The sequence below is a fragment of the Psychrobacter cryohalolentis K5 genome, assembly GCF_000013905.1.
In the GTDB taxonomy this organism is placed as follows: domain Bacteria; phylum Pseudomonadota; class Gammaproteobacteria; order Pseudomonadales; family Moraxellaceae; genus Psychrobacter; species Psychrobacter cryohalolentis.
Map to the genome: position 1 here is coordinate 2,480,027 of NC_007969.1, position 20,191 is coordinate 2,500,217.

Annotated in this window: 18 protein-coding genes; 3 read left to right on the forward strand and 15 right to left on the reverse strand. The window is 41.5% G+C overall.

What is annotated here, in order from left to right:
* Positions 1 to 79 precede the first annotated feature (79 nt).
* The 6 genes from PCRYO_RS10310 to PCRYO_RS10335 all read right to left on the reverse strand — a co-directional run bounded on the left by PCRYO_RS10310 (position 80) and on the right by PCRYO_RS10335 (position 5,962).
* Entirely contained in the window at positions 80 to 796 is a 717-nt protein-coding gene (locus PCRYO_RS10310; protein WP_011514333.1) for a YidB family protein, read from the reverse strand.
* A gap of 223 nt (positions 797 to 1,019) precedes the next feature.
* The gene (locus PCRYO_RS10315) at positions 1,020 to 1,478 is read right to left on the reverse strand and encodes a hypothetical protein (RefSeq protein WP_011514334.1); all 459 of its coding nucleotides are present in this window, start codon (positions 1,476 to 1,478) and stop codon (positions 1,020 to 1,022) included.
* 87 nt (positions 1,479 to 1,565) lie between these two features.
* The gene (locus PCRYO_RS10320) at positions 1,566 to 1,847 is read right to left on the reverse strand and encodes a succinate dehydrogenase assembly factor 2 (protein ID WP_011514335.1); all 282 of its coding nucleotides are present in this window, start codon (positions 1,845 to 1,847) and stop codon (positions 1,566 to 1,568) included.
* A gap of 106 nt (positions 1,848 to 1,953) precedes the next feature.
* The gene (gene folP / locus PCRYO_RS10325; protein ID WP_011514336.1) at positions 1,954 to 2,877 is read right to left on the reverse strand and encodes a dihydropteroate synthase; all 924 of its coding nucleotides are present in this window, start codon (positions 2,875 to 2,877) and stop codon (positions 1,954 to 1,956) included.
* A 154-nt stretch (positions 2,878 to 3,031) separates the two neighbouring features.
* Positions 3,032 to 4,927 carry an ATP-dependent zinc metalloprotease FtsH gene (gene ftsH / locus PCRYO_RS10330; RefSeq protein WP_041753225.1) on the reverse strand — a complete coding sequence of 632 codons (1,896 nt, stop codon included), beginning with the start codon at positions 4,925 to 4,927 and terminating at the stop codon, positions 3,032 to 3,034.
* Between the two features lie 402 nt (positions 4,928 to 5,329).
* A complete protein-coding gene (locus PCRYO_RS10335; protein WP_011514338.1) occupies positions 5,330 to 5,962 on the reverse strand; it encodes an RlmE family RNA methyltransferase in 633 nt (210 codons plus the stop codon).
* A 370-nt stretch (positions 5,963 to 6,332) separates the two neighbouring features.
* Between PCRYO_RS10335 and PCRYO_RS10340 the strand changes: the two genes are divergently transcribed.
* Complete coding sequence (locus PCRYO_RS10340) at positions 6,333 to 6,641, forward strand: YhbY family RNA-binding protein (RefSeq protein ID WP_011514339.1); 309 nt, start codon at positions 6,333 to 6,335, stop codon at positions 6,639 to 6,641.
* 222 nt (positions 6,642 to 6,863) lie between these two features.
* On the forward strand, positions 6,864 to 7,601 hold the full coding sequence (locus PCRYO_RS10345) for a DOMON-like domain-containing protein (protein WP_011514340.1): 738 nt from the start codon (positions 6,864 to 6,866) through the stop codon (positions 7,599 to 7,601).
* A 98-nt stretch (positions 7,602 to 7,699) separates the two neighbouring features.
* Here the strand turns inward: PCRYO_RS10345 and PCRYO_RS10350 are convergent, their stop codons facing one another.
* The gene (locus PCRYO_RS10350) at positions 7,700 to 8,428 is read right to left on the reverse strand and encodes a CHAP domain-containing protein (RefSeq protein WP_011514341.1); all 729 of its coding nucleotides are present in this window, start codon (positions 8,426 to 8,428) and stop codon (positions 7,700 to 7,702) included.
* A gap of 267 nt (positions 8,429 to 8,695) precedes the next feature.
* On the opposite strand from PCRYO_RS10350, the gene PCRYO_RS10355 reads away from it, so the two are divergent.
* Entirely contained in the window at positions 8,696 to 9,211 is a 516-nt protein-coding gene (locus PCRYO_RS10355) for a DciA family protein (RefSeq protein ID WP_011514342.1), read from the forward strand.
* Positions 9,212 to 9,509: 298 nt separating this feature from the next.
* Here the strand turns inward: PCRYO_RS10355 and lpxC are convergent, their stop codons facing one another.
* From lpxC to gshB, 8 genes are all read right to left on the reverse strand, one after another.
* Entirely contained in the window at positions 9,510 to 10,427 is a 918-nt protein-coding gene (gene lpxC / locus PCRYO_RS10360; protein WP_041753227.1) for a UDP-3-O-acyl-N-acetylglucosamine deacetylase, read from the reverse strand.
* Between the two features lie 358 nt (positions 10,428 to 10,785).
* Positions 10,786 to 11,982, reverse strand: a complete 1,197-nt coding sequence (gene ftsZ, locus PCRYO_RS10365; protein ID WP_011514344.1) for a cell division protein FtsZ — start codon at positions 11,980 to 11,982, stop codon at positions 10,786 to 10,788.
* A gap of 245 nt (positions 11,983 to 12,227) precedes the next feature.
* Complete coding sequence (gene ftsA / locus PCRYO_RS10370; RefSeq protein ID WP_198010335.1) at positions 12,228 to 13,520, reverse strand: cell division protein FtsA; 1,293 nt, start codon at positions 13,518 to 13,520, stop codon at positions 12,228 to 12,230.
* A 152-nt stretch (positions 13,521 to 13,672) separates the two neighbouring features.
* Complete coding sequence (locus tag PCRYO_RS10375) at positions 13,673 to 14,500, reverse strand: cell division protein FtsQ/DivIB (protein ID WP_011514346.1); 828 nt, start codon at positions 14,498 to 14,500, stop codon at positions 13,673 to 13,675.
* Between the two features lie 506 nt (positions 14,501 to 15,006).
* Entirely contained in the window at positions 15,007 to 16,152 is a 1,146-nt protein-coding gene (locus PCRYO_RS10380; RefSeq protein ID WP_226939361.1) for a D-alanine--D-alanine ligase, read from the reverse strand.
* Between the two features lie 41 nt (positions 16,153 to 16,193).
* Positions 16,194 to 17,633 carry a UDP-N-acetylmuramate--L-alanine ligase gene (murC, locus tag PCRYO_RS10385; RefSeq protein ID WP_011514348.1) on the reverse strand — a complete coding sequence of 480 codons (1,440 nt, stop codon included), beginning with the start codon at positions 17,631 to 17,633 and terminating at the stop codon, positions 16,194 to 16,196.
* Between the two features lie 69 nt (positions 17,634 to 17,702).
* Positions 17,703 to 18,788: an undecaprenyldiphospho-muramoylpentapeptide beta-N-acetylglucosaminyltransferase gene (gene murG / locus PCRYO_RS10390; protein WP_011514349.1), complete on the reverse strand. Its 1,086-nt coding sequence runs from the start codon at positions 18,786 to 18,788 to the stop codon at positions 17,703 to 17,705.
* A gap of 338 nt (positions 18,789 to 19,126) precedes the next feature.
* Positions 19,127 to 20,098 carry a glutathione synthase gene (gshB, locus tag PCRYO_RS10395; RefSeq protein WP_041753230.1) on the reverse strand — a complete coding sequence of 324 codons (972 nt, stop codon included), beginning with the start codon at positions 20,096 to 20,098 and terminating at the stop codon, positions 19,127 to 19,129.
* Positions 20,099 to 20,191: the final 93 nt, after the last annotated feature.

Here is a 20,191-nt window from a genome sequence, read left to right on the forward strand (position 1 = left end):
ATTATATTTTAGATATAAAAAAGCGCACCTAATCAGGTGCGCTTTTTTATCGTTTTAAATGCTATAAATAATAACCTGATTATTTTAGTGCCCCTAGACGGCTTGATAGTTGACTAATAATTTGATCAATTTCTTCATTGGCTTCAGGTTCGTTATCCAAATTACCGTTTGGCGTCAATTGGTTCATGACTTCAGGTAATAGCTCAGCCAACCCTTGACGCACCTCTATCTCGTTAGCGCCTGTATGAGCAGCGACTTGCTGTATTTCACTGTCATCAAACAATCGATTGATGTCGTTAGGATCAAGATTATCGTTAAGCTCATTAGTACTCAACCAAGAGCGCGCTTGTTTTTCATAGCCCATACCGGTAATTTTCGAGAGAGCACCACTTAACCCACCATTGCGCTTTATCCAACTCAGTACCATAGGCATAAGGGCAGCAATAAGCATACCTTTACCACCGAAGCCGCCTCTCGTCGTTTGACCACCAAGTACACTACCTAGAATATCGCCAAGTCCACCAGTACCTGAACTCATGCCACCGCGCTGTTTGCCACCTGTTAACCCGCCGATAATATCGTCTAACCCAAAACCATTGTCTGCTGAGCGGCGCTCGTACTGTTGTGGATTATAACCCGCTGACTGATTGCCACCGCCAAGCACACTCCCCAATATATCACCAAGACCGCCGGTACGACGCGGATTGATACGTTGATTAACTGGATTACGCTGTGCGTCCTCTGGATCCATGGCACTACGTGCTACTTGACTCACTAAATTCCCTAGCAAACTCATAACTTTATCCTTTTTATTATAATAACATTCGTCGATATAGGTTTTGGTATAGCAAATTAACGACTGCTACCATCACCTACTATTTAAACCGACCTATAAATATAAATTCCAATATAGCAAATCTATTTACCTCTCTAGATAGGCATTTTGTTATGAGATGTAGGAGATAATTTAGTACGGTAAGATAAAGCAGATAAGTATCTACAATGAAATCCAAGCTCAATTAAACGGTTTTGTTTGCAATCATATTTGACAAGATGGTCAACTCGCGCCATTGCTCGGTATTAACCTGATCACGAAATATAGCCACAGAAAATCGGCGTTTATAAGGCTCTACGATATTAAAATCAAAACAGATAACCCAATGAGAATGACTGACCGTATCGAGCTTTGCTTGCCACAAGGCATCCCCACGACTCGTACGTATTAATAACTGCCAATCTTGATAAACACTTTTATCAAGTGGCGGCTGGCTTAGATGCAATAGTATGGGTCGTGATAAGGCTAAATAGCCAATGACTGCAGCGCTGATGAGGAGTATAACGACATATTGCCATAAGGCTAATGAAGCAAGCGCCCCCAATACCATAACGATACTGAATAATGCAATATAAAATATCAGATATAAATAGCTTATAGGTTTAATAGCAGTATCGATACGTAGCGAGGTTAATGCTGTCATAGTGAGCTACCAAAGAATATTTCTTATTAATAGAAAAGACTCAATACTACTTTAACAATCAAAAAATAAAACTAGCCATTTAAACAATTAACTCAGACTTTTACTGTGACGCCACGTCTTAATCTTATTAACCAACTCCCATATCGCCTCATCTTCTGGTCGGCTTTGATTGGTAAAATAATCTAATAAATCTGGGTCTTCATGAGTCAGCATTTGCGCAAAGCTTTCTTGTTCGGCAGCTTCTGCCGTTAAATAAAGCTCTTTAATATAGGGTTCAAAATAAAAATCCAACTCTTTCAAACCACGGCGGGCTTGATAAATAATACGGCGCTGCTCATTAGTTGGCTCTGGCTGGTTATTAATGGTCATAAAGGTATTCTCATTCGTTTAAAAGGTATGTAAATAAATATAAAGCACCAAAACTCTATCGTTCACAATTATTATCATCGATAAATCTATTTTTGCTCATAATCACTTAATTGCAGCCATCTAGTGATAGCGATTGGTATTTATCATATGCAGATAGCTGGCTCCATAACGCTATGGCTTGCTGCATCATAGCAACATTATGAGTACGAATGATACTTGCCCCCTGCTGCAATGCAAAAAGACCTGCAGCAGTACCCACGTTATCACGCTCAAGCGGTTGGGTGGTAGCAAGCGCTTCTAGACCTGTTTTTGTCAGCACTTCTGCTAAAAATCGCTTGCGTGAAATACCAAACATCATTGGCAGTCTGAGTGTTTGTAGGCGCTTAAGCTCACTCAATAATGCACAGTGATGCTGATAGTTTTTAGCAAAACCAAAACCGGGGTCAATAATAATATTTTCGCGCATGACACCAATGCTTGTCACTTCATCAATACGCACCTCTAGCTCTGTCATGACTTCCCTAACCACATCATCATACTGTGCCAGATTATTCATCGTAGTTGGCTCACCGCGCATATGCATGAGCATAACAGGAATATTAAGCTTAGCTGCCATCACCGCAGCGCCCTCACGCTTGAGTGCCCGTACATCATTCCAAATATCCGCACCTACTTCAAACGCTGCTTGCATAACCTCAGGACTACTGGTATCAATGGATAGCCATATGTCATTGCCTAGCTGCTGCCTAATCGCTGTCACGACTGGTACCACACGCTGTAGCTCATCAGAAGTCGCTACCACTTCAGCATTTGGACGGGTAGACTCGCCGCCAATATCGATAATGGTAGCACCTGCATCGATCATCTCTTTACATCGTGCTACTGCCTTATCAACTGCATTAAACTGTCCACCATCTGAGAACGAATCTGGCGTGACATTTAAGATGCCCATGATATGAGGCTGTGATAAATCTAAGACCTTATCACGGCTGGTCACAGCATAAGCAGCTAAAGGTTGGAATAGTGACATAACTTATCCATGATAATTTGAATTCGTAAAGTTGATTTTAGCTCTAACTTATAATACTTATGATACCAGTAAATCTAATGTCATTCTAAATTGGTAATAAAGAAAAAGCCCTTTGTCAAAAGGGCTTTTTTTATTCAAAACTTAAGAGTAACTTTTACATCGCTGGTAATGGCGGAGGGGTCATTCCGGTTGTTTTCACATCATTTTTTGATAAGTTCACTTCATGATGCTGATAGACTCTTGGTGGACGAGGTTGTTCGCCCGCTAAGATATCTTGCAGCTGATCGCGGTCAATGGTTTCCCATTTCATCAAGGCATCAACCATAGCATGCATCTTTTCTTGATTGCCTTCAATCAATTCACGAGCGATATCATATTGCTCCTCTAACATACGGCGTACTTCTTCATCAACCTTTTGCTGTGTTGCTTCTGAAATCGTACGACCACCGCCACCGAAGTAACCTTGTGAGTTGTCATCATCTTCATAGACCATGATACCAAGCGCGTCAGACATGCCGTATTTGGTAACCATTGCTCGTGCCATTTTGGTCGCACGTTCAAAGTCATTTGAGGCACCCGTAGACATTTGATCGATAAAGACTTCTTCAGCGATACGACCACCAAATAAAATCGCAATATCACTCAGCATTTTTGATTTATACATACTGGTTTGGTCGTGCTCAGGCAACTGCCACGTAACACCAAGCGCAAATCCACGCGGCATAATAGTGACTTTATGTACAGGATCAGTACCCGGAAGTAGCTCTGCGACTAGCGCATGACCTGCTTCATGATAAGCAGTAGCACGGCGCTCCTCTTCACGTATGACCATTGACTTACGCTCAGGACCCATATATAGCTTGTCTTTCGCATCTTCGAAGTCATTCATATCGACGCTGCGCTTGTTACGACGAGCGGCAAACAAGGCTGCTTCATTAACAAGGTTAGCAAGCTGGGCGCCACTGAATCCTGGCGTACCACGGGCTAAGGCATGAGCGTCAACACCAATAGTATTAGGCAGTTTCTTTAAATGCACTTTAAGAATTTGCTCACGACCTTTGATATCTGGCAGCCCTACTTGCACCTGACGGTCAAAACGACCCGGACGCAATAGTGCTTTATCAAGAACATCTGCACGGTTAGTGGCAGCAATGACGATAACACCTTCGTTGCCTTCAAATCCATCCATCTCAACCAACAATTGGTTCAATGTCTGCTCACGCTCATCATTACCGCCGCCCATACCGGAACCACGATGACGACCGACAGCATCAATCTCATCAATAAAGATAATACATGGCGCGCTTTTCTTCGCTTGTTCAAACATATCACGCACACGTGAAGCACCAACACCGACGAACATCTCAACGAAATCAGAACCTGAAATCGAGAAGAAAGGTACTTTAGCTTCACCAGCAATGGCACGAGCTAACAATGTTTTGCCTGTACCCGGTGGACCTACCATCAAAATACCACGTGGAATCGTCGCCCCAAGCTTGGTAAATTTATCAGGGTCTCGTAAGAACTCCACCACTTCGACGACCTCTTCTTTGGCTTCTTCACAACCAGCAACGTCTTCAAAATTTACTTTGATTTGGTCTTCGGTTAGCATTTTGGCTTTTGATTTACCAAAGCTCATCGGTCCACCGCCTTTACCGCCAGCGCCGCCTTGCATATTACGCATAAAGAATAAAAACAGACCAATAATCAGCAAAATTGGGAAACTGGCTATCAGCAATTGCATCAATACGCTCTGGCGCTTCGGTGCAGTGCCTTGGACTTCAACTTTATTTTCACGCAGCAATGGCATCAGCTCATCATCCATCACAGCTGGACGAATGGTTTCAAATTCAGAACCATTTTTCTTCTCGCCGGTGATTTGCTCGCCATCGATCTCAACACTGGCTACTTGATTTTCTGACACAGCGGTCACAAATTCAGAGTAGTTAAGGTTATCGGGCTCAGATGATTTATCAAAGCCACTAAACACCAGCACTAAAACGCCGATTACCACCAGCCACAATAAGGTATTTTTTACCATGTCGCTCACTAGTTATTCCCATCCCATACTTATTGGTGTGTTTACTAAACACGTGACGTCTATATATAAACGTATGTCTCGCTATTCAAGGTCTATTGGCGAATTATCATTTCTCATTGCAAATCTAAGGTATAAAACAACCTTATTTTTTTATTAGAGAAATAAGCCGCGCAATAACGATAAATAACTGAGTTTATAAGGCGCTTACTGTCAGACGACTTTGCTAAAAATATCATATAAGCACTTAGAAAAATGCTTAAAAGTTGATTTCAAACAAAGTTAATATATCATGATATGTGGTATTAACCTGAATAATTCAAGCAGCATTCCCATTTATTCAGTTAACGATTGTAGCCGTTTTCATTCAATGATTTTAACTGGCTAATTTTGAGGTGAGAGTTTCATTTCATATTACTTAATTGCGATCCAAAATATCTCTTTTGAGCGCGGTCTAGAAGCACCAGGCTTAATACTACGGATTTTACTAAAATCCGCCTGCATCTGCTTGCGTAATTCTTGTGTACCCTCGCCTTGAAACACTTTCATAATAAGCGCGCCACCTTCTGGTAAGGTTGCCAGCGCGAAATCGACCGCCAGCTCACATAAGTACATCATACGCGGCTGATCAATGGCACTATTACCTGCTGTATTGGGCGCCATATCAGACAGCACCACATCAACTTGTCTGTCACCAACCTCAGCCATGATACGGTCAAACACTTCTGGCTCGCGAAAGTCACCTTGGATAAAGGTAACATCCGGCAAGGTATCCATCGGCAAAATATCAGAGGCAATCAAGATGCCTTTTTCACCAACCAAGTGACCAGCCACTTGAGACCAGCTGCCAGGGGCACTACCCAAATCAACAACGGTCATACCTTTTTTGATCAGATTGGTTTTTTCATTTATTTCTAATAATTTATAAGCAGCACGGGCACGGTAGCCATCTTTTTGGGCCTTTTGCACATAATGATCATCAATGTGCTCTTTCATCCAAGCACTACTGCTCTTTGACAATTTTTTGTTTTCAATACGTGTGGCCAAAATTCCTGCTCCTATAACGTGCTTTTCTATATGCGCATATGTATTTATTAACTAATGTCTTAATAGACTTTTTGCTTTATGTCACTTTCTACAACCATACAATCAAAAACACTATTAACTATGATTTTCAATACTATCAAGCTATTTATTAGCTTCAAAAGGCTAAACCGTTAATTTTTCTTAGTGAAAACACTGCTTTATAAGAGCGTAGCGTTTATAATGTACCCATAATGGCAGTTTAACATTTTCATCACGTAAAATCGTGCAAAATCCTGCTGATCTCATGCAAGATGATCATAGATTAATTATAATGGTCATCAATTGCTCTAAATTTTATTATATTTTGTTTTTACCAACCCCTAGGAATTCTATGCAACTTGATAACGCAACCATCAAACGCTTAAAAGGCATTGGTCATGATTTGAAACCGATTGTCATGATTGGCAATAAAGGTGTTACGCCAAGCATTACTGAAGAGATTGATCGCGCCTTATCAGATCATGAACTGATTAAAGTAAAATTGCCTGCTGGTACCAAGGAAGAGCGTGATGTCATCGGTGCTGAGCTTGCTGCTACTGCAAAGGCAACTTTGATTCACTCAATTGGTCGTATGGCGCTATTGCTACGCAAAAACCCAAATGCCAATCCTAAGCTTTCAAATCTTGCTCGTAATGTGTAATGCCTCATTACTTGCTAAGTTTATATCGTCTGTTGTATATAAAGTGGTTTAAAATAGCCTGCTGAGTTATTTTTAGACAGATGATGACGGTGAATAATAAAAGCCGCGATGCAACTTTGCTCGCGGCTTTTATGTCATTTATAGTTCACTATTTAACATGCGATATTCGTTAGCAGCTATATCATGTTTTATGATGCTAATACTTTTTGAGATAATAAGATAATGAGCCAGAGTTTTGATTTATATCTAGCAACTGAAACCTTAGCAGATGACGCGCAGCAACTTGGCGTGACAGTGAAAGTTTTACAGCAAATTAGCGTACAGGTAAGCGCAACGCTTGTAGCGCAGCCAGAAGCTTATTTACAGCTACAGTATCATGTGACGTTGCCCTCTGAATCACTAGCTGCTCTATTAACTTGGCCAAAGTGGCAAGCAGATAAAGTAGGCTTTAAGGATTATCTGTGGGAACAAACCTGCCTTGAGTGCTTTTTAGCAGGTTCCTTAATCAGTAGCAGCAGTTCAAAAGATAATGATAAGTCCCCCAAAACCAATATGACAATGTCCTATATTGAGATCAATGCCAGTCCTGAAGGTCAGTATGCGCTTTATGAGTTTGACAGCTATCGCTCTCCTACAACACTACCGCCAAGACCTCTTATGTACGCTGACGGACAGACACGTGCTGCTATCAATTGGATAGACGGTAACAACCCGAAACTGCTAACGCATGAACCTTATCACCACCAACGCAGCTTTAGAATGCCATTAGATTCATTGACGTCCTTGAATCGCAAGTCAGATTACAGTAATGATGCCCTTATCAAATACATACATCCTTGTGTTATTTTATCCTTTGGCGAAATCACTCTATACTTTGCGCCCAAACATGCCTCGCCACCCGACTTTCATAATAGTCAGTATTGGACACCATTTGATAGGCTAGCAGCCCTTGCCAAGTAAAAATATCAACTTAATAGCTAGCCTTATTTAAGTCATAAAAAAACTCAGTAATGTCATAAAGAGCATTACTGAGTCCGGAGAGAGCGCTTAACTGATACTTATTTGTCAGCCATAGCTAGGTAGATACCACGATCTGAAGCATCATCGACGTATCTAGCATCGCGCCACGTCGTATAGTTGTAATGACCGCTGTATGGGCTGATGCTGTTTTGACGGAAGTCAGACACCCAGTCATTACCATCAAATATTTGAATATGGCCATGAGGACGACTTGAGGTACGGTCATAAACAACCACATCACCAACCTGTGGTTCCATGTTATTACTGATTTTGGTAAAACCCGCTTGTGACAGTGTGCCACGAGACGCATATTGATACGCTGAAGGATTAGGCGTGAATTCGTAGCCCGCTGATTGTAACGCTTTACGGACATAACGAGCGCAATAGCCTGTGCTACTAGATAAAGCGACTCGTGAAGCATTCGCTGCTGCAATAGCAGGCGCCGAATAACGATCTGGCACTGAACTTACTTTCTGCTGACGTTGCTCATAAGACAAACGATTGGTTAGCGAAGCAAGCTGATATTCTTTTTGTTTTGCATGCGCGCTTAAATTATCGATTGCTTGGCTGATTTCATCATTGCTAGAAACATATGCACCGCTGTTGGTGCTGTAGATGTTACGACTAGAACCGTAGTTCGCAGAAGTAGTGATATTGGTGATGGTATGACTCAAGGTATTATTTGATTGAAAGGTTGTTTCGGCAGCACCACTTGTCTGTGCTACGCCCATTCCCAATACTGATAAAATTAATAAAGCTTGTTTCATAAATTTACTACCTATTGTGAAAACAGAATTGCTCGTCATCCGTGACAAAGCATGAATTAGTTTAGAGAATATAATCATGAAATAAACATGATAAAATATTTAGTACAATCGCTCTTTTACTTCTTAAGTAGCTGATGCTGATATCATTAGCAGCTTAATCATCTACTATATAAATCGTTTGCTACGTCATACCTTGCTTTAAAAATGAGCGTTTAGAGCCTGTTTATTATGAGTATCGATTTTTCACCTATTAGATGAGTCATTACGATGTCCAAAAAAAACCCTAACCGCCTTGCCACTCTCATCGATCATCAAGCTTTTGCTGGTAGTGCGCTACCTCAAAGCCTATCTGATAGTATGCGCTTATATGTGCAAGCGACCACTGAAATAAAAGCGCTTTTGGTAGATTGTCTACCTGAGGAAATCCTCAATAACTGCTGGGTCGTAGGCTTAACGTCTGAGCAATTGATACTCAGTGTCGAATCAGTCACTGCTGCCAATCATATTCGCTATTTGCAGAGCGCGTATTTGCAAGTGTTAACAGAGCAGTCAATTACATTTAAACAACTCAAGCAAATTCGCGTCGTCATAGCCAATAAATCTACCAATAATAATTATTCTAAATCATCATCAGGCTTGTCAGCATCACGCTCAATGTCCGTTAAAGCCCATGAAAATCAGGCTCTTAGCCAAAACACAAAGCGGACTATATCACAGGCAGCAGAGCATGTCACCACTGATGAAAACCTCAAAAAAGCACTATTACGCCTTATAAATCCGTAAAAAACCCCTACAGGCAATGTAAAGTTATGTAAACTAATCCGGTAAATGATACGATTCAGGCTGGGTTTTTGTAATTTCAAAAACAAAAAAAATCATCTGTCAGTGTCATTCACATTGTGAACCTCACTGACAGATGATTTTGCTATTCGCTACAGCTTTTATCTCATCTACTATACAGGCAAGTTATCATAAAATAAAGAAATATATATCCACTTATATGAATATAATTTCACTCTACTTATAACCATTTTATGTAATATTGCGTAAATGTTTCGATACTTCGTGTATATTCCTGTATTCATCCTTCGACAGTTATACCATTTAAAGGTAAATATTCGATAGGACATGTTACATTGTCATCAAAAGTTACAATTTCAAAGTTATTATGGTCAGATAAAATCTCACGTACCAATAAGTTATTTAAAGCATGACCGGATTTATAAGCATTAAAACGACCCAGAATAGGATATCCAATCAGATATAAATCACCAAGTGCATCTAAAATTTTATGACGAACAAATTCGTCATTAAAACGCAGACCTTCTTCATTCAAAATATTACTTTCATCGATAACAATCGCATTGTCCATGCTACCGCCTAATGCCAGATTGTTCTGACGCATGGCTTCGATATCACGTAAAAAACCAAAAGTGCGTGCTGAACTCAGCCGTTCAATGAAGTTTTGGGTTGAAAACTGTAATTGGGCATGCTGAAAGTTTTTATCAATCGCAGGATGATCAAAATCAATCTCGAAATTAAGCTCAAATCCATTATAAGGACGTAGCTCTGCCCATTTATCGTCAACTTTGACACGTACCGTACGTACAATCCTGATAAATTTCTTTGAAGCATCCTGTTCGCAAAAACCTGCTTGCAATAACAGTCCTACAAAAGGCGCAGCACTGCCATCCATAATAGGTATCTCTGATGCCGATACACGAATTAATAGATTATCAACGCCAAGTCCCGCTATCGCGCTGAGCAAGTGCTCAACCGTACCGACACGTGTACCACCAAACACCAGATTAGATGACATCATGGTATCTTGTACCAAAAAGGCACTGGCAGGAATTGGCGTGCTGCCAGTAATATCAGAACGCTCAAAGACGATTCCAGTATCGATTGGTTGCGGATGAAATTCTAAATCAACAGGTTGACCACTATGAAGACCAGTACCTGTAACAGCAATTGCTGTTTTTATGGTTCGTTGATTCATGACTGTCTTCTCACATATTTTGTTACAATTGCCATAGTGTATCATTACCCGAACCCTGTTCGCTAGCGATAAAAAGCGTTAATTTACCTATCTCTTTGATTGATAACACTTATCGAAGCATTATTATCGGTGACTGTTTAGTCGCAATCACCAACAGAAGGCTATGAAATATCGGGCTTTGAAAGGCTTCATCTCTTGAAAATACCGCCTAAATTGGTATGAGTAGGTAACATTTTCTGATAAATAGGAATAACCAATATATAAGTAGTTGGTGAACAGCAGAGATTATGAATAGGCACAAAAAAGCCAGCGCTTGAACACTGGCTTTTTTAGAGAGCAATATTTATACGAATGATATCTATTTGTTCTGCTGACGCTTTAGATAATCTTGAATGCTATTGGTCTTAGTTTTAGTCTGTTCAGGCACAGTATTAGAGCGAATTGGGTTTTCTTGATATTGAGCTTGAGACTGTTTTTGACTGTTCAAGGCACTAGTATGCAAGTTTGGATCAACAGGTTGCGTACTATTTACAGAAGGTACAGGTTGCTCAACCACTTCAGGCTCTTCACCAGCGTTTTCATCCAAGGTTAAACCAGTTGCAATAACGGTAACATGCAAATCGTCGCCCATTTTTTCATCAATCACTGAGCCATAGAAGATATGCGCTTCATCGATATCAGTAATTTCTTCGACAATCACACTGATCTTGCTCATCTCATCTAGAGATAAGGATTCAGATGAAATCACGTTGACGAGTAAGCCTTTGGCATTCTCTAGGCGCAAATCATCAAGTAATGGCGATCTAATGGCTTTTTCAGTCGCTTGACGCGCACGATCATCACCGCTGGCACGACCGATACCCATCATCGCATGGCCCTTAGCGGTCATTGCGGTACGGATATCGTTAAAGTCAATGTTGATCATACCTTCGCTAGCGATGGTCTCTGCAATACCTTGGACTGCATGCAATAGCACATCATCTGCTTTTTTAAAGGCATCTTGCATAGAGATGTTGCCGTAGACACTCATCAACTTATCATTTGGAATCGTAATGATAGAATCTACAAAGTTAGTCAGCTGCTCGATACCCGCTTTGGCAGCCTTGATACGTTTTCCGCCTTCAAATTTGAACGGCGTGGTGACTACAGCAACGGTCAATACTTCCATTTCTTTGGCAATACGCGCTACGACTGGTGCAGCACCAGTGCCCGTACCACCACCCATTCCAGCGGTGATAAAGACCATATCTGAATGCTCAAGCAGTGCACGAATTGCTTCTTCGTCACTTTCTGCTGCTTCACGACCTACTTCTGGATTCGCTCCTGCACCAAGACCACGGTTGGTTTTTGCGCCAAGTTGTAACTTATGCGGTGCGGTCAAACGATCAAGCGCCTGTTTGTCCGTATTGGCACAGACGAATGTTACACCTCTAATCCCTTGCTGTACCATATGTTCAACTGCATTACCGCCACCGCCGCCTACACCGAATACAGTGAAGCTTGCTTGGCCATTATTTTGAAGCTGATTATCATCTGGCATGGTGTATTTTGACATAAAAAAGTTTCTCCAGTTGCAGATAGCGTGATGGTCGATACGTGGTAACACACGCATATGGCGCGCTATCGACTTACTATATATAAATGTATTTGATTAAAACAGGGCCATGGCTTAAATAGTAATGCTTAACCAAGATATGCCGTTATTATACAGGGTATTGCTTTTAATATGCTTGCTTGGTCTTGCTGACAAACCGCTTATCTAATTACGGTAAGTAGATTGTCAGCAGGATTATAGGACAATTATAATATCTTTTTTAGTACACTGGCAAAACGTTGACCAGCACTTTGAAAAACACCCGTCACACGATTTTTTTGAATCGCTTCAGGCTCGCTTTTTTCACTGCGCCGAAACTGCTCGCTTTGGCTATATAGTAGTGTACCAAATGCCGTTTGATAAGCCCGATCATTAACCTGAAGATTCAGCTGCTTAAATGATTCATCATTATCAAAATGATTATAAGCACTAATCGCAGGATGCGTATTGGTTAATACCACTGGCATTTTTAATAGTTTTTTCGCAAACGGTATCATGCCTTTAATCGCACTACCGCCGCCTGTGAGCACAATGCCCTTATCAATATAGCCTAATAAGTCCGCTTCATGTAACTGGCGTACTACTTCAGTGAAAATCTGCACGTAACGGGCTTCGATAATACGCGCAAGGTTATAGATACCAATGTTGATTTCATCACCTGACCCTTGCGGTTTAAATAGGAAAAATGAGCTTGGATCTACGCTGTTCACATCCACTGTACCATGCGATTTTTTCAGCTTTTCAGCCTCTATCATCGAAATACCAACGTCTGCTGAAATATCCATCGTCACTTCATGACTACCCGTTGCGATACAATGGGTAAAAATCAGCTTATTTTCTTTATAAACGCAAATACTTGTGGTGCTAGCACCTATATCTACCAAGCAAACGCCTTGTTGGCGCTCTTCGCTCATCAAGCTATATTCGGCACTGGTTACCGCATCGAAGACAATATGATCAATACCCACATCACAGCTTTGCAATAGTTTTTGTATATTTTGACGACCAGCAACTGGCATCATCATCATGTGATACATCACAGCTATATTGTGCGCCACCATATCAATGGCATCATCAACCATAAACTCTTGGTTATCGATATAAATACCTTGCTGACAACAATGCATCAAATAATAGTCAGATGACAAATCTTGCGATTTGGCATTTGAGAGTGCTTGCACCATATCTTTAGCACGAACGAATTCATCTTCTACTCTAACATCGCCCGCACTATTTTTGCTCAATAGCTCAGGAGTTGCCAGCGTAAGCCAGACACTATGCACACGGCAATTAGCGGTATCTTCCGCTTCTTGAATAGCCTGTTTGATAGCGCCTTGCAAGCGTTCGCGATGCTTGATTTGACCTTGATAAAAGTCGCTATTTCTAACTTGTCCCACACCCATAATACGGATGTCTTTTGCAGACACAACACTACCAATGACGACATAAACTGCCGTGGCACTTAAATGGACAACAACCAAATTTTCAGTATTTTTCATGGTACCAGACAAATTATCGCTAAACAGGAGAACAAATGATGTCTCCATTAAATCATTAAAATAAGTCTATTATCAGCTGATAATAGCGTATGTATACTCTGTATAAAAAATAAAGCAGACAAGTTTAGCGTGTTGGCTACTTTATATATTACTTATAGAGGTGCTTCAGTTGATGGTTTTTCGTTTACGGGTGTGTCATTATCTTTTGGCACTGCTATATTCCATGCAATCGTAAATCCATTTTTGTAACGAAGATCTACTGATTGTATCTCATCACGGCGGTTTTTTAATTGATTACCCAGCAGCTGGCTTAAGTTTAGTAGCTTTTGTGCTGTATTCTCATTATCAACGATAATACGTAACCCATTATCAAAACGAATCAGCCACGTCATTCTTGGCGACAAGATAATATCTTCAACTTGTAAGCCAAGTGGGGCATACCAGTCATTGACTTGCTGCATCTGTTGCATAATAACCGGCGCTTGAGTCATATTGCCTTGCAAAGTTGCAAAGTTCTCTTGCGTTAAATCTCTACTATCAGCAGGGACAAACACATTGCCTGTTGCATCCACTAGACGCTCAGTACCAAAATTTGCGACTGCTTGCTTAGGCAATACAGTAACTACAATACCTTTTTGCCAGTCACGACTAATACTGACTTGATCAACCCAAGCCAAACCAGTGGTAATATCTCTCAGCGCTTGCAAATCAGAGGTGAAAAAGCTGCTCACACTTTGCTGATTCATGACATGCTGTAGCGCCCGATATTCGGCAACCGTCAATCCTTTATGATCGACATGAATAGCTGCTGGAGGTGCGTCACGTAAAGCCTTACCGCCCATTATCAATATCAGCACTAATAACCCAAGCACCAATACGGTAAAAAAGTATCTAACCGCAGTAGGTACTTGAAAGTTTGATTTTGGGTGACGGGTTTTATCACTCATCAAGTCAGCGACGTCATTGACAGTTTGAGCCATATTAAACTTCGTCCCTATATTTAATCAAAATAATCTGTATATTTCATACATTCGATTCATATTTACGTAAATCGAGGATTTTTTTTATTTATGCAAAAGCGCTTATCACCTTAGTAGACGTAAAATCCACTTAATAGATATGCTATCAATTCGTAACTTTAAATGGCAATATAAAGTGTGCTTATCGGCCTTTAAATGTAACATTTCTCTTATTTAATGAAGGACTTACCAAAGCGTTGTATAACTATCACCAAAACCACTAGATAGTTACAATATTAACGCATTTTACCTTCAAACAATAGCCTAACCCCTACTACTACTAACGAATTTACACAAGTTTACACGAAGCTGTGGTATAGCAGCTATAGCGATACATTACGAATAATGAGAAGCTACTATTCAACAATGATAAATAGTTTAAATAACTCATTTATTGAAATAATCACTCTTGTATAATTACTAAGAACAGCTTGTTGTATATAGGCAGTGACTTATTTAATAAGGTGTTACACCGTTTGCGCCAAAATATGCCAGCACAAGCTCTCGAAATCCATGCCACGAGCTTTGGCTGCCATGGGTACCAAACTATGACTGGTCATGCCCGGTACGGTATTAATCTCAAGTAGCCAAAAGTTGCCCGCTTCGTCTTGCATCGCATCGATACGTCCCCAGCCTTTTGCATCAACGGCACGAAACGCCGATAAACTTAGATCTTGCAAATGCTTTTCATCCGCAGCACTTAAACCACAAGGGATATAGTAGCTGGTATCGTTACGATTATACTTGGCTTCGAAATCATAAAAATTGGTGATATCCGCAGGCTCTAGGCGAATGACAGGATAAGCTTCATCATCAATGATAACGATAGTAAACTCGCGACCAGTTATCCAGCGCTCCGCCATCACTACATCGCCACATTGTACGGCGGTTGCATAGGCAGCAGGAAGCTCATCAAGGTTATTAACCTTAGTCATACCAATGCTTGAGCCTTCATGAACAGGCTTGATAATCAGGGGTAGTCCTAACATATTAACCACCTGCTGCCAGTCGGTATCAGCGGTTAGCAGTGAAAACGGTGCAGTCGATAATCCGCAGCCTTGCCACAGCTGTTTGGTACGTACTTTATCCATACCAAGTGCTGACGCTAAAATACCTGAGCCGGTTTGAGGAATATCAAACCACTGTAGCACGCCTTGCAGCAGACCATCTTCGCCACCCCGACCATGTAAGACATTAAATACACGATCATACTGACGTAGTTCAGTAATGTCTTGATGCTTAGGATCAAAATGCGTGGCATCAACCCCTTGGTTTTGTAGTGCTTGCAATACAGCTGCACCGCTGTCTAAAGACACGCTACGCTCATTACTATTCCCACCGTAAATGACAGCAACTCTACCAAACTCATTCCCCTCTTTTACTTTACTTTCTTTAATAGCGGGTAACGTATTAGCGCTTTGGCTATTGTTATTTACTTTATCCTGCTCTGCTTGTGCAGCAGCTGCTAAAGCTGTTTCTGGATTGATAATAGGGGCAGTGTTATTTTGAACATTGCCTTTAATGTTGTTGTTACTGTTATCTGTAGCGTTTTGCTCAACATTAACGCCATCTTCATCAATATTATTATTTTCTTTAGTATTATTCATGGTCATTGTTAGTGCTCCTAATATTTTTAAAGCAATGCTTCTAAGGCTTATTTGATATAAAGATTATTGGCGGCGAGATCGATAGCTATTTGCCCGACATTACCCGCGCCTTGGGTGATCAGCATATCACCTGCTTTCAATAATCGCTGCATGACAGGGGCAATATTATCTTTATCTACTATCGTTGGCTCGACGGCACCGCGCAAACGTATACTACGTGCTAAGGCTTTGGTGTCCGCACCAGCGATAGGGCTTTCACCAGCAGAATAGACATCCAACAATAATAACTCATCAACACTTGAGAGTACTTCGACAAAATCATCGAAGCAGTCACGGGTACGGCTGTAACGATGAGGCTGGAACATCATGACTAAACGACGCTCAGGGAAGCTTTGACGCGCCGCTTTGATGGTGGCATCAACTTCTTTTGGATGATGACCATAATCATCAATCAGCAGCACATTACCATCATCTATCTCCACAGAGGCATGTTGCTCAAAACGACGACCAACCCCTTCAAACTTCTGTAGCGCACGGGTAATTGCAGCATCATCGACGCCTTCATCAGTCGCCATAGTAATGGCTGCAAGCGCATTGTAGACATTATGCACGCCCGGAATATTCAGTGTCAGACGCAATGGTTCATGATCACGACGTAGTACCGTAAAATGGGTTTTTGTACCTTCGGTGACCAAATCAACGGCTTGTACATCATTAAATGGCTCAAGACCAAAGGTCAAGACTGGACGCCCAATATCATCAATCATCGCGTACAGCTCAGGATCATCACCGCAGACCACTGCCAGACCATAAAACGGCATGTTTTGTAAAAACTGAATATAAGCTGCCTTTAATTTATCAAAACTATTGCCATAAGTTTCCATATGATCTTGATCAATATTGGTGACAATTGCCGCCATCGGATGCAATGACAAGAATGAGGCGTCAGACTCATCAGCCTCGGCAATTAGAAAACGACTGCTACCAAGCGCGGCATTTTTACCCGAAGCATTAAGCTTACCGCCAATCACATAAGTAGGATCTAAATTGCCTTCTGCCATCATAGTGGTCAGCAAACTGGTCGTGGTGGTTTTACCATGCGCCCCAGCAATAGCAATACCGTGACGATAACGCATCAATTCACCAAGCATATCCGCACGGCGCACTACCGGAAGACGTGCTTCGAGTGCTGCTTTTACTTCGGGATTGCTACGATCGATGGCAGACGATACAACGATGACATCAGCATTGGCAATGTTTTTGGAATCATGACCGATAGCAATATCAATACCAATCTGCGCCAAACGTTTGGTCACTAAGCTCTCAGTAATATCAGAACCACTGACTTGATAGCCTTGATTATTCATAACCTCAGCAATACCACACATCCCCGAACCACCAATACCAATAAAATGTAAATGCTGAATACGGCGCATTTCTGGTATTTCAATCAAACGTTTGGTTAAGGCTTTAGCAGAGGTTGGCATAAGGTTTTCTCTTTTTATAAGACGGATAAAATATAGTAAGGCAAAAATATCAGGTATTTATTTGTTTATCTACAAAGCTTGCCAGATAATATTGGCAACGTGCTGGCAGGCTTGGCGATTGGCAAGCGCATGACCTTTTTTTGCCATCTCTAAGCAAGCAGGTCGATCAAGGGCTGCAAGCTCTTCACTCAAGCGTTTGGGCGTCAGTTCATTTTGCGGTAATAGAATCGCCGCTTTATGTAATGTTAACGTCCGCGCATTCGCTGTTTGATGATCATCAACTGCACTTGGTAATGGTACAAAGATCGCGGCAATACCCACATTTTGGATTTCAGTAACGGTCAACGCACCAGCACGGCAAACAATAATATCTGCCCAGTTATAAGCTGCTGCCATATCATCGATAAATGGCTGTACGGTAAACTTGTGCATACTCAAATCTTGCTCATCGTAAGCTGCTTGTGTGGCAGCCTCATTATTACGCCCGCATTGGTGACGTACCTCAAACGGACTTTCTATTAACGCCAGTGCTTTTGGCACGGTCTCATTTAGCACTTGTGCACCCAGTGAGCCGCCAACCACTAGCAGTTTTAATGCTGAGCAGTCATTTATATCATAACGCGCTATAGGTTCAGCAACACCAGTAATCGCATTACGTACTGGATTACCAACTGTTTCAAGTTTTGCATCAAGCTGACTATTGCCAAAGGTATTTTCAAACGCTTGCAAGACTTTGGTCGCCATCTTCGCTAAGTAGCGGTTACTCATGCCAGCAATGGCATTTTGCTCATGGATAATAAGCGGTGTCTTGGTCAAACGGGCTGCTATACCGCCGGGTGCGCTGACATATCCGCCAAAGCCAACCACTATATCAATATTATTACCACGAATGATTTTGATCACTGCCATAGTCGCAGAAAGCAATGTAACTGGCATTTTAAGCAAACGCCCAATCCCTTTACCGCGTAAGCCTTGCATCTCAATCGCATGAAAAGGATAACCGGTTGGCGCCACCAAACCATTCTCCATACCGTTTGGTGTGCCTAACCAATGAATCATCGCACCGCGCTTAGTCAGTTCTTCACTAACCGCAAGTGCTGGAAATACATGCCCGCCAGTACCAGCAGCCATCATTAATATGTGCGGTGTCTTCATGAAACGCCTGCCTATCTTTTTTGTATTGATATGAAGGACTTATTGTCCTATAGCCATCTTACTCATCGGGTCATTAGAGCTGTTTAAAAGCCCGCATAGTATAGTGTAAATCGTGGTCTGATATATAGTCATTTCTGCCCGACCAATAACAAAAATCCAAGCCGTGAATAATCGCGACTTGGCTTTGGTAAATACCGCGAAATCGTTATCAAAACGCTAGTTCCCTGACGTTTTAACGATCTATGTTAGCACAACTATTTTCACTCATTGTGCCAGTAGATGAGCATTACATTACTCTATCCTTACAGCTTATTTAACTAACAAACTTTAGCAGCCTATCAGATTGCCAGTCTTCGCTCTATTGCGATGATAAAATCGGTCGCAATGTCTGTACCACATTGGTCATCAATCTCACGCACACAGGTTGGACTGGTGACATTAATTTCCGTAATGCGTCCGCCAATTAGGTCTAAACCAACGAACATTAAACCTTTTGCTTTGACAATAGACGCGACCACTTCTGCGACTTGGCGTTCGATATCGGTCAGCGGCATGGCTACACCGCTACCACCAGCGGCAAGATTCCCACGCGTTTCACCCTTTGTTGGAATACGAGCCAATGTATAGTCAACCACAGTGCCATCGACAATAAGTACGCGCTTATCACCTTCTTTAATCTCTGGTAGATAACGCTGCGCCATAATCGGCAGCGTTTCAAGCTCAGTCAACATCTCAAGCGTCACGCCAATATTTGGGCTATCAGCAGTCAAACGAAATATACCCGTACCGCCCATACCATCTAATGGCTTGACAATAACGTCTTGATGCTCAGCGATAAATTTGCGAATGTGAGCCTGTTTACTGGTCACAATCGTTGGGCTCATATAGTCGCTAAACCAAGTGGCAAACAATTTCTCATTACAATCACGAATGGCTTGTGGGTCATTGACGACTAATACGCCTGCTGCTTTTGCATGGTCAAGCATATAAGTTGCATAAATAAAGCGCATGTCAAACGGTGGATCTTTACGCATCAAAATCACATCATAATCGCTGACCGAACCTGTCGTCTTATCCCCTAACGTATAAAAATCCTCAGGATCACGCTTGACAGTAACTGACTGCGTATCGATCATCAACTGCCCACGATCAAGCCATAAATCATGAATCTGACAGTAACCCAAACGATGACCGCGATCTTGCGCCGACCACATCATAGCAAGGCTAGTATCTTTTTTATAATTAACTTGCTCAATGGGATCCATAATCACAAGTATGTTCAAAGATTTTTTTGGCTGTTCTAGGCTCATAAGAATACTCATTTACAGGATGTTATTAATAGATAAAATACACACAAATCACATATCAGCATGCCAATATAGGCAAATATAGTTAGCAATGGT